We start from the raw sequence: 10,991 nt of genomic DNA, 5'->3' as shown, positions 1-10,991 counted from the left end.
GGGATTTAAAAATAGAATCTTATCAAAGATCACAGCAATGACCATTATTCAATATATCAATAGGTTTGAATTCAACAGAAATATAAACAACCTAAAAATTAATATTAACTAAATGCACAACGGGTTATATATAACAAATCAAGAAAAATTGTACTTAAAAATAACATGATGTAAATACACTATTCATCCCAATGGAAGAAAAAAAAACATAAAAAAAAGCCCAATATATAGGCTTAAAAATGATATAATTATTTGATTCTTTTATACAATCTCTGCACTTAAGCCTGCATCTAACAGCTTAGAACAACGAGGCACTAATTCTTCATACACTCCAGTTTTTACCGTGCATTTTCCTTTGTAATGCACCAATAAAGCACATTGTTCTGCTTGTACAGGAGTATGCTCGCAAGTATATATTAATGTTTCTATTACATGATCAAATGTATTTACGTCGTCATTATACAACACGATCTCATTATTACTTTGATCAACGGTTTTCTCTAGAACCTCTTCTAAAACCTTTTCTTGAGTACTCATAGGGAGGTAAATTATTTTATACAAATATAATAACTTATAACATATAACAATCAATCAATATGTTATTTTAAATCATAAGATGCTGCTATCCAATTATTTCTACTGATATGATCAATATAATTCAAAGTATTGCTCTTACACTCTCTAGTAATCATTTCTAAATCTTCTTTATAAAACCCACTTAAAAACAATTTCCCTTTAGGGTTTAGGGATGCCACATAATGCTTAATATCTTGCAACAATATATTTCTGTTAATATTAGCTATAATAACATCGTATTTCTTTTCTGAAAGAAGTAAAACATCTCCTTCATAAGCAGTTATACTCTCGCAATTATTACGTTCTATATTTTCTACAGTATTTAAATAACACCAATTATCTATATCTATTGCATCTATTGGCTCAGCTCCTCTCATTTCGGCTAAAATTGCTAAAACTCCAGTACCACAACCCATATCCAATACCTTTTTACCTTTCATATCATTTTTTAAAATATGCTGAATCATCATATGAGTAGTTTCATGATGGCCAGTACCAAAAGACATCTTGGGTTCTATAACAATATCGTATGTAGTATTTGGTTTTTCATGAAATGGAGCTCTTACACTACAAATATCATCGACAATAATAGGGCTAAAATTCTTTTCCCATTCTTTATTCCAATTGATTTGCTCTATTTCTTCTATAGTATAGTGTATTTCAAATTCTCCCGAATTCAACACATAAATCCCTTCTAGGATTTCTTTATTCCATTCTCCTTTTTGAATAAATGCATTAACTCCTTCCTCGGTTTCTACGAAGCTTTCGAATCCTGCATAACCTAATTCTGCAATTAAGATCTCAGTTGCAGGTTTTTGGGGTGAAACTTTAAAATAATATCCTATATATTTTGTATTCGACATGTTGATTTTTTATGCTTTTGCAAAGGTACTCTTTTAGCTTAATAAAAAAGCACCCTCATAATAAAGAGGATGCTTTTAAATGTATTTAATTTTATGATACTTCTAGATTGCGTTTGCAATTGCTGCAAAACTTTTTGCATCTAATGATGCTCCTCCGATCAATCCACCATCTACATCTGGTTTTGCAAAAATTTCTTCGGCGTTAGCTGGCTTAACACTTCCTCCATATAGAATAGAAACTGCATCGGCTATATCTTGATTATAGGCCTTTGCAATTGCACTACGGATAAAAGCATGCATTTCCTGAGCTTGTTCTGGAGATGCCGTCTCTCCTGTACCAATAGCCCAAACAGGCTCGTATGCAAGAACTACATTTTTCCAGTTAGTCTCTGCAATATGAAAAAGACCGTTCTTTAATTGGTTTTCTACTACAGAGAAGTGATGATCACTCTTACGATCTTCTAATTCTTCTCCGAAACAAAAAATAATAGTCATATTATTTTCTAGCGCTGTATTTACTTTTTCTACAAGTAAAGCATCTGTTTCTCCAAAATACGCTCTTCGTTCACTATGTCCCAAAATCACAGTTTCCACTCCAATATCTTTAAGCATATCAGCAGAAATCTCTCCTGTATAAGCACCATTTGTTGCCTGATGCATATTCTGTGCAGCAACAGTAACATCAGATGATTTTAAAGCTTCTACAGCACCATATAAATTAGTAAAAGTAGGTGCTACAATTATCTCTGCATTCGATGATTGTCCAAGTTCTGTTTTCAACTCTGAAAGTAATGTCTTGGTTCCTGCCAGATTTTTATTCATTTTCCAGTTTCCGGCTACAATTTTTTTTCTCATTAATTTAAATTTTATGTTTTGGTTAAAAGTGTGGTTATACGATTACAAAGCGGTGAGTGACTATATTCTTATCCTTGGATCTAGCCATCCATATATAATATCGACAAATATATTGATTAGTATAAACATAGTTGCTATAATCAAAACAGCTCCCATGATTACCGGAAGATCTAAGGTGTTAAGTGCATCAACAATTTCTTTTCCTAATCCGTTCCATCCAAAAATATATTCTACAAATACTGCTCCTGCCAACATTGAAGCGAACCATCCAGAAATAGCCGTTACTACAGGATTAAGAGCATTTTTTAATGCATGCTTTCTAATCACTTGAAACATAGAAAGTCCTTTTGCTTTTGCAGTACGTATATAGTCCTGACTCATTATTTCTAATAAAGAATTACGCATTAATTGAGTAACTACGGCTAGTGGCCTAATACCAAGTACTATAGATGGCAGGATCAAATTTTTCCATTGAATATAACTCCCTTCTCCAAAATCATCTACTTCATACAAACTTCCTGTCATGTTTAAATTAGTAAACTCCTGTAACACATAACCAAATAACCATGCAAAAATGATTGCGCTAAAAAAAGAAGGAACACTCATCCCTAATGTACTTAACAATTGAATTACCTTATCCGGCCATTGATCTTTGGTCAACGCGCTTATTATCCCCATTAGGATTCCTACAATTATGGCAATACAAATTGCAGAGATTGCGAGAACCGCTGTATTTGGCAATGTTTCACTTATTACTTCACTAACATATTTTCCATTCTTTTGAAAAGATTCTCTTAAATAAGGAAGTTTAAGTACTGTGACACTTTGATCAGTTTTAAATAACTGAATCGCTGAATATTTTTCGCTCTCAAAATGCGAAAAATCATCGGGATTTAAACTATGAAATGAAATAGGTGAAAGGTCATTTAAGTAGTATAAATATTGCTTAGAAATAGGCTGATCAAAACCATACTTCTTTCTTACATTATTTAATTGCTCTTCACTTTCGTTCTGTCCAAGCATCATTTGTGCCGGGTCACCTGGTAGTAATGTAAAAAGCAAAAAAATTACCGTTACCACACCTAATAAAGTAAGTAAAGCATATCCTATTTTACTGATAAGGTAACTAATCATTATTATTTATTCTTTTCTATAAGCCCTTCAACCTCTTCTAACGTATACAATTTATAAGGAACCCCTAAAATACGTTGACAATACTCCTCTATAGTCTCGCTTAATCCAGCATTTTTCCTTCTCTGATTAACAGATTCAGGATCTTTAATTGGCCAAATCAAACTAATCGGTTTTCCTTCTTTTTGATCTATAGTTTCAATATATGTTCCATACGTCTGCGCCGCACCTTGCTTTACCAGATGAAGATCCTCTGCCATAGCAGCGTAATCAGAACCAAATTCTCCTTTTTCTCCAGCTGCTTTAATTAAAGGATAATATTCTTCGAATTTATTAGAATTCATAATCACATGCAAAGCAATTACATTCGTCGGAGAATCACCAACTAAAGTTTTACCAGGATATCCATACTTTTTAAATACCTCTTCTACATAAACCAATTGCGTACTATCAATTTCTTTTCTTTGTTCCCACGAAATATCATGCTGTAGGCTTCCATCTTCTGATTTTGGACCTAAATTAATAATACTATCTAATTGAGCTTTTAATTCTCTATTAACTTTAGGTTTAGGTGGGTCAACTTTTTCCAGTGTAAGTTTTTCTGCATCATTCCAATGCAGCTTTTCTACTATAGTCCCCTTTTTAAGTTTTACAATCCCAGGATTAGAACGCAATATTGTTTTCAGTGCAGTTTCATCAGTGGTGTAAAAATCAAAGTTAAGATCATATTGTTGCTTCGCCTGCGATATATCTTTTGGAGTAGAAGCTGTAAGACCAATTACTTCATAACCTTGAGATATCGCTTTATTTGTAATATCTCTTACCGCATTAAAACCTTCAGCTTCACTTTTAGACAAGTTATAAGTTACAATCAGTATTAAATTTTCTCTTTCAAGAAATTCAACAGTATAATCAATATCATTCTTTTCTATTGCAAAATCATGGATAGGAGGTTCATATCCTTCATCTACAGTTTCTGTTTCAACTTCGATAAATTCACCATCTACTTTTGGATAATCTCCACTAGTAGTCACAATTTTTTCTTGTCCGTTTACATTAAATTTCCAATGGTATGCAAACTCTGCCTTTGGTGCATCATCCGGAACTGCCATCCCCTCTTGTATATTGACTCCTACTTTATAAGCTCTAAAATCAAAAGCAGGCATATGCATTAAAACATAATACGCAAAAGCCAAACAAGCAGTAAAAGAACCAAAAACAACCCATTTATGAATCGCTAATGGATGAATAGGTGTTATATATTTTCTACCAAAGAATAAAACCAATACAAGAACTAAAAGAATTACATCTTTTGTAAAAGACTCCCAAGGAGTTAATGGTAGGGCGTCTCCAAAACACCCACAATCTGTAACCTTATTAAAATACGCCGAATAAAACGTAAGAAATGTAAAAAAGACAATCATTAACAATAACGACCATACTGTAAACTTTGGCAAGTACCCTAATAACAAGGTAATTCCTAATATCACTTCGAAAATCACCAAAAAAACCGCTATCAAAAGCGCAAACGGAATCAAAAATTCTAAGTTAAGCACACCTTCTCCAAAATACTCCTGAAGTTTATATGAAAACCCTAAAGGGTCATTTAGTTTAATAAATCCTGAAAATAAAAAAAGTGCAGCTACAAATATTCTGGAAAAGTTAACGAGTATTTTCATTTTTAAGCCCTAATGTTTTTATATAATTTCACAATATAGTTATGAATACACTATGTCATTTTTAGTTTAACAGTATTTTATACAAATCACTATTTTGCTTCACCCAGATGAATCATTGCAAAAACAGCATAATTAATCATATCTTGATAATTCGCATCAATCCCTTCACTAACCAAAGTTTTTCCTTTATTATCTTCAATCTGTTTCACTCGTAATAGCTTCTGAATAATTAAATCAGTAAGCGAACTTACTCTCATATCACGCCAAGCCTCACCATAATCATGATTTTTATTCATCATTAATGTTTTTGTAATATCAATATGTTTATCATACAATACTGAAATTTCTTCTGAAGATAAATCTGGTTGTTCGGCAACTCCTTTTTCGAGTTGAATCAATGCCATGATACTATAATTAATGATCCCTATAAATTCTGGAACCTCTCCCTCATCTACTTTACGTACTTCATTTTCTTGTAAACTCCGTATACGTTGAGCTTTAATAAAAATCTGATCGGTTAAAGAAGGGAGACGTAGTATTCTCCATGCGCTGCCATAATCTTTCATTTTTTTGACAAATAGATCACGACATACTGTAATCACTGCGTCATATTGTGTAGACGTATCTTGCATAAAACTGTTGAATTTTGCGTAAATTTCGCTTTAATATGGGAATTAAAAAAATCATACCTCAAGTTTAGAAACAAAAAATGTGAAATGAGCCATAATAATGCTACCAATCTTAATCGAAATGACTATTAATCAATTTCATTTGAGCATTAAAAATCATTATCGATAAACCAATCAAACTTCAAAAATGACAATCAATTGCAGAGGCCGCCTAATCGATTTATTTACTCCAAAAGTGATGGGTATTCTTAACTTAACTCCGGATTCTTTTTATGATGGAGGAAAGTATAAAAACGAAACTGAGATCTTAAAAAAAGTGGAACAAATGCTTCTCGAAGGAGCTACTTTTATCGATTTAGGAGCTTATTCATCCAGACCAGGAGCGGATCATATTTCTACCGAACAGGAAAAAAAAAGAATATTACCTATAGTATCATTACTACTAGATAAATTTCCTGAAATTTTATTATCAATAGATACATTTAGAAGTGAAATCGCAACGGCATGTATAAAAGCCGGAGCAGCACTTATTAATGATATTTCTGCTGGAAATATGGATCAAAATATGATTCCTACTGTAGGAGAATTAGAAGTCCCATATATTATGATGCATATGAAAGGAACTCCACAAACTATGAAAACGCTAGATCAATACGATAATCTTATTCTTGAAATAAACACTTATTTTTCAGAAAAAGTTGCCGAAGCAAAAAAACACGGAGTGAATGACATTATTATAGATCCAGGATTTGGTTTTGCTAAAAACATTTCTCAAAATTTTGAGCTTTTAAAAAATCTAAAGCTGTTACAATTTCATAACCTACCAATTCTAGCTGGAATTTCAAGAAAATCTATGATATACAAAACATTACATCTAAACCCTTCAGAAGCTTTAAACGGTACTACTGCGCTCAATACAGTGGCAATACTTAATGGAGCTTCTATATTAAGAGTTCATGATGTTAAAGAAGCCATGGAATGCTTAAACCTGATGAATCATCTATAATAAACCTAGATTTAAAAATGCTTTTTAAGCTTTTCAAATCTAAATTTCACTAATTTTTCTATTTTTACAAAAACACCAGACATTTGGATTTAATAAACCTTAGAATACTAGACATACTTGATATTGTACTTGTTGCTTTCTTATTGTACTATATCTATAAGTTGGTTAAAGGTACAGCTGCGATTAATATTTTTATTGGAATCGTAATTATTTATCTAGTCTGGAAACTCACACAATTCTTAGCTATGGAGATGCTGAGTAGTGTTTTAGGAGAATTTATTGGAGTAGGAATGTTTGCTTTAATTGTCGTTTTTCAACAAGAAATACGAAAATTTCTTTTAATGATCGGTTCTACTAATTTTGGAAGAAGACGTAAATTCCTAAGACAACTAAAATTTATTAGGGATACTCCTGAAGACAGCCTTACCAATATCCCTGCTATTGTCACCGCATGTATAGAAATGGGTAAGACTCATACTGGTGCTCTTATTGTTATAAAAAGAACCACTTCTTTAGATTTTGTCAAAACTTCTGGTGATTCTATGGATGTAAGAGTTAATACTCCTATAATAGAAAGTATTTTTTACAAAAATAGTCCGCTTCATGATGGCGCAATGATTATAGAAGATAATCACATTGTAGCCACAAGAGCAATTTTACCAGTTACGAATGACAACAATATGCCTTTGCGTTTTGGACTTAGACATCGTGCCGCAGTTGGAATAACCGAAAAAACAGATGCTTTGGCTCTAGTAGTAAGTGAAGAAACTGGTAAACTCTCTTATATTAAAAATGGAGAGTTTGTTATATATAAAACAGAGGAAGAGTTAATAGAAAAAATAAAAAGGGATTTAGATTAATGAATGAATTAATACCTATCACAAATTGTAAGAATTGTAATCAACAAATAGAAACTTATAATTTTTGTCCCAATTGCGGAGCTAAAAAAATCAACAAACGAATTACATTTAAAAACTTGCTTCATGAATTTGCCGATCGCTTTCTTAATCTAGACAATTCGTTTTTCAGAACTTTTTTACATTTATTCACAAAACCTGATGAAGTAATTGATGGTTTTATAAATGGACTTAGAAAACGATACATAAATGCATTTAGTTATTTTGCTATCTCTATAACCATTACTGGGATATATTCTTTTTTGGCAAAAAACAGACTAGCAGAACTTATGAACAAAATATTTAGTTCTCTTCCAGAAGAGCAAATAGCATCTCAAGAAATTGCTCTAGACTTCACTTTTAAATATCAATCACTATTAAATCTGTTGTTAATACCAGTGCTCGCATTATTATCAAGATTAGTTTTCTGGAATTATAAAAAATATAACTTAACAGAACACTTTGTTATTTATCTATATGCATATTCGCATATAGTAGCTTTTATGACAATCATATTACTCCCGATTACTTTTTGGTTTGATAATATCTTTAATATAATGATAATTCAATTTTCTATATATATCATTTACATTACATACGTTTTAAAACGACTTTATCAAATTAATCTAAAGAGAACACTTATTAAAACCTTGTTATTTTTCTTCTTTGGAGTAATATTTTACTTGATCATAGGAATAATTATAGGCTTAATCATGGCTCATACTGGAGCTATGGAAATCCCTGCTAAATAAATCCAAGAAGGCATCATTACTCCGTAACGGTAGCAAATTGAACTTCGTACAAGCTTCTATAATACCCATCATTAATCTCTAGCAATTCGTTGTGATTACCTTGTTCTACAATTTCGCCTTGATCCATTACGATAATCTTATCAGCATTTCTAATCGTAGCTAATCGATGTGCTATAACTATAGAAGTTCTGCCTCTTGTGATCTTATTTGTAGCATCCTGGATGAGCTGCTCACTATGAGAGTCTATAGAAGACGTAGCCTCATCTAATACCAAAATACCTGGATTAGCTACATAAGCTCGTAAAAAAGATAATAATTGTCGTTGTCCAGATGAGAGCATTGCCCCTCTTTCTTTTACATTATACTCATATCCTCCCGGAAGACTCATTATAAAATCGTGGATTCCAATTTCTTTTGCCGCTTTATGTACATTTTCTTCGAGAATATGAGGATTATTAAGAGTAATATTATTTAAGATGGTATCTGCAAACAAAAACACATCTTGTAGCACTACAGCAATATGACTCCTTAACGAATTTAATTCTACATCTTTTATATCTGTATTATCAATAGAAATCACACCATTGTTTATTTCATAGAATCGACTTAACAGATTAACGATGGTTGATTTTCCTGCTCCAGTTGCACCAACTATAGCAACAGTTTCTCCTGCTTCAACATCAAATGAGATCCCTTTTAAAACCTCTTCATCCTTAATATAACTGAATCTAACATTCTCAAATTTAATTTTCCCTTTTACACTATCGAGCATCAGTTCTCCATTATTTTCAATTTTAGATTCAGTATCTAAAATAGCAAATACTCTATTAGCAGCAACCATCCCCATTTGTAGCGTATTAAACTTATCTGCAATCTGTCGTAATGGTCTAAAAAGCATTTGAGCCAATTCTATAAAAGCAATAACTACTCCCAATGTAATTACATCACCCTGAGCTGCTTTTAACCCACCAAACCACACAATCAATCCTATAGCGACCGAACTAGACATCTCTGCAATAGGAAAAAATATAGAGTTATACCAAACTGTTTTTATCCACCCTTTTTTGTGCTTTTCATTGATCTCTTTAAAAGTAGAATATTCAGTTTCTTCTCTGGTAAACAACTGAACAATCTTCATCCCGGTGATTCGCTCTTGTACAAAAGAATTTAAATTAGATACTTGAGTTCTTACTTCTTCAAAAGCTGCTTTCATCTTTTTCTGAAAAACTCTGGTAGCATATACTATTAAAGGTAAAACTGCTAATACTAATACGGTAAGTTGCCAACTTTGATATAGCATATAACCAAGAATCACTAACATCTTTAAGAGATCACTAATAATCATAAATAATCCCTGACTAAAAATACTGGCTATAGTTTCAATATCACTTACTGCTCTTGTTACCAATCTACCCACCGCAGATTGATCATAATATTGCTTTTTAAAGCCAAGCATATGCTCAAATAGCTTTATTCTAAGATCGCGAATCACTCCTTGCCCTAACCAATTAGCAAAATATATGAATAAGAATTGCGAAATAACTTCCAACAAAAGAACTCCAACCATCGAACTGATAAAGAATATCAAAAGTTCATTATCCTTTGGTATAATTGTTTTATCAATTGTTTGCTGTAACAGGTACGGTCTTAAAACAGCAAATATTGATAATAATATAGCCGAAAAGGCTACAAAATAAAAAGTCAGTCGGTACGGATTAGTATATGTAATCAACCGTCTGAATAATTTAAAATCAAAAGCTTTACCACTCTTTTCTGCCATCTATATACTATATATTATTTTGGGATATTCTACTGCTGTTAAATATAGACCATGAGCCGGTACCGAATATCCAGCCTGGCTACGATCTTCACTCTTTATAATATGTATCAAATCTTCTTTATTCAATTTATGTTCTCCAATCTCGATGAGAGTTCCTACAATTGCTCTTACCATATTTCTTAAAAAACGATTTGCAGAAATTTTAAATATCATTTGATCATTCTCAATCTCCCAAGAAGCATTTGTTATCGTACAATTATACGTTTTTACATCGGTTTTAGACTTACTAAAGCATTTAAAATTAGTGTAGTTTAACAGTAATTTAGCAGCTTCATTCATTGCAACGATATCCAACGGTTTCTTTACATAATATGAAGCATTGATCTTAAAAGGATCCTTAAGCATCGTAACATAATACTCATATGATCTACTTATCGCATCAAAACGAGCATGAGCATCGTCTCTTACTCTACTCAATTTATAAACAGCAATCTGTGCTGGCAAAATTGCGTTAAGCTTATATTTTAATTCTTCTGATTCTAATCTATTTTCATAATCAAAATGTGCCATGATTTGTTTTGCATGAACTCCTGTATCTGTTCTTCCTGCGCCTACAACAACAACTTTAATTCTTAATAATGTAGATAATGCCTGTTCCAAAACTTCCTGCACCGAAATTGCATTTGGTTGTCGTTGCCATCCATGATATGGAGTTCCGTTATAGGAAAGTTCTAAAAAATATCTCATCTATTAATTATATATCTTTAAATATCATTCAACCAAAATGTATAAAGTATTGATTAAGGTAAACTATACATTAACAT

At 31.9% G+C, this 10,991-nt stretch carries 11 protein-coding genes and 1 pseudogene; 4 read left to right on the top strand and 8 right to left on the bottom strand.

What is annotated here, in order from left to right:
• A pseudogene (locus FOF46_RS32440) lies at nucleotides 1–112 on the top strand (IS982 family transposase); the annotation flags it as partial.
• A gap of 149 nt (nucleotides 113–261) precedes the next feature.
• Here FOF46_RS32440 and FOF46_RS02680 read toward each other — a convergent pair.
• The 6 genes from FOF46_RS02680 to FOF46_RS02655 all read right to left on the bottom strand — a co-directional run bounded on the left by FOF46_RS02680 (nucleotide 262) and on the right by FOF46_RS02655 (nucleotide 5,736).
• Nucleotides 262–537, bottom strand: a complete 276-nt coding sequence (locus FOF46_RS02680) for an ATP-dependent Clp protease adaptor ClpS (RefSeq protein ID WP_109435129.1) — start codon at nucleotides 535–537, stop codon at nucleotides 262–264.
• Nucleotides 538–599: 62 nt separating this feature from the next.
• Nucleotides 600–1,439: a 50S ribosomal protein L11 methyltransferase gene (gene prmA / locus FOF46_RS02675; RefSeq protein ID WP_143915363.1), complete on the bottom strand. Its 840-nt coding sequence runs from the start codon at nucleotides 1,437–1,439 to the stop codon at nucleotides 600–602.
• Nucleotides 1,440–1,541: 102 nt separating this feature from the next.
• A complete protein-coding gene (gene tpiA, locus FOF46_RS02670) occupies nucleotides 1,542–2,294 on the bottom strand; it encodes a triose-phosphate isomerase (protein ID WP_143915362.1) in 753 nt (250 codons plus the stop codon).
• Between the two features lie 60 nt (nucleotides 2,295–2,354).
• A complete protein-coding gene (locus tag FOF46_RS02665) occupies nucleotides 2,355–3,428 on the bottom strand; it encodes an ABC transporter permease (protein ID WP_143915361.1) in 1,074 nt (357 codons plus the stop codon).
• 2 nt (nucleotides 3,429–3,430) lie between these two features.
• Nucleotides 3,431–5,104 carry a BT_3928 family protein gene (locus tag FOF46_RS02660; RefSeq protein ID WP_143915360.1) on the bottom strand — a complete coding sequence of 558 codons (1,674 nt, stop codon included), beginning with the start codon at nucleotides 5,102–5,104 and terminating at the stop codon, nucleotides 3,431–3,433.
• 89 nt (nucleotides 5,105–5,193) lie between these two features.
• A complete protein-coding gene (locus tag FOF46_RS02655) occupies nucleotides 5,194–5,736 on the bottom strand; it encodes a DUF1599 domain-containing protein (RefSeq protein WP_109435134.1) in 543 nt (180 codons plus the stop codon).
• A gap of 184 nt (nucleotides 5,737–5,920) precedes the next feature.
• Here FOF46_RS02655 and folP point away from each other — a divergent pair, with 184 nt between their 5' ends.
• From folP to FOF46_RS02640, 3 genes are all read left to right on the top strand, one after another.
• Nucleotides 5,921–6,739, top strand: a complete 819-nt coding sequence (gene folP / locus FOF46_RS02650; protein WP_109435135.1) for a dihydropteroate synthase — start codon at nucleotides 5,921–5,923, stop codon at nucleotides 6,737–6,739.
• Nucleotides 6,740–6,822: 83 nt separating this feature from the next.
• Nucleotides 6,823–7,599 carry a diadenylate cyclase CdaA gene (gene cdaA / locus FOF46_RS02645; protein WP_109435136.1) on the top strand — a complete coding sequence of 259 codons (777 nt, stop codon included), beginning with the start codon at nucleotides 6,823–6,825 and terminating at the stop codon, nucleotides 7,597–7,599.
• Entirely contained in the window at nucleotides 7,599–8,387 is a 789-nt protein-coding gene (locus FOF46_RS02640) for a DUF3667 domain-containing protein (RefSeq protein ID WP_143915359.1), read from the top strand. The genes cdaA and FOF46_RS02640 overlap by 1 nt, the downstream gene beginning before the upstream one ends.
• Nucleotides 8,388–8,403: 16 nt before the next feature.
• Here FOF46_RS02640 and FOF46_RS02635 read toward each other — a convergent pair whose 3' ends face one another.
• Nucleotides 8,404–10,167, bottom strand: coding sequence for an ABC transporter ATP-binding protein (locus tag FOF46_RS02635; RefSeq protein WP_109435138.1), 1,764 nt, complete (start codon nucleotides 10,165–10,167; stop codon nucleotides 8,404–8,406).
• On the bottom strand, nucleotides 10,168–10,914 hold the full coding sequence (truA, locus tag FOF46_RS02630) for a tRNA pseudouridine(38-40) synthase TruA (protein WP_143915358.1): 747 nt from the start codon (nucleotides 10,912–10,914) through the stop codon (nucleotides 10,168–10,170).
• Nucleotides 10,915–10,991: the final 77 nt, after the last annotated feature.

The sequence above is a fragment of the Aquimarina algiphila genome (assembly GCF_007489275.1).
GTDB lineage: Bacteria > Bacteroidota > Bacteroidia > Flavobacteriales > Flavobacteriaceae > Aquimarina > Aquimarina algiphila.
This window is presented reverse-complemented; position numbering and strand designations above follow the sequence as displayed.

Bases quoted from the DNA above. Each gene is read 5' to 3' on its own strand.
- FOF46_RS02665 (WP_143915361.1), bottom strand. From the start codon at position 3,428: ATGATTAGTTACCTTATCAGTAAAATAGGATATGCTTTACTTACTTTA.
- FOF46_RS02680 (WP_109435129.1), bottom strand. From the start codon at position 537: ATGAGTACTCAAGAAAAGGTTTTAGAAGAGGTTCTAGAGAAAACCGTT.
- FOF46_RS02660 (WP_143915360.1), bottom strand. From the start codon at position 5,104: ATGAAAATACTCGTTAACTTTTCCAGAATATTTGTAGCTGCACTTTTT.
- FOF46_RS02640 (WP_143915359.1), top strand. From the start codon at position 7,599: ATGAATGAATTAATACCTATCACAAATTGTAAGAATTGTAATCAACAA.
- tpiA (WP_143915362.1), bottom strand. From the start codon at position 2,294: ATGAGAAAAAAAATTGTAGCCGGAAACTGGAAAATGAATAAAAATCTG.
- FOF46_RS02655 (WP_109435134.1), bottom strand. From the start codon at position 5,736: ATGCAAGATACGTCTACACAATATGACGCAGTGATTACAGTATGTCGT.
- prmA (WP_143915363.1), bottom strand. From the start codon at position 1,439: ATGTCGAATACAAAATATATAGGATATTATTTTAAAGTTTCACCCCAA.
- truA (WP_143915358.1), bottom strand. From the start codon at position 10,914: ATGAGATATTTTTTAGAACTTTCCTATAACGGAACTCCATATCATGGA.
- FOF46_RS02635 (WP_109435138.1), bottom strand. From the start codon at position 10,167: ATGGCAGAAAAGAGTGGTAAAGCTTTTGATTTTAAATTATTCAGACGG.
- folP (WP_109435135.1), top strand. From the start codon at position 5,921: ATGACAATCAATTGCAGAGGCCGCCTAATCGATTTATTTACTCCAAAA.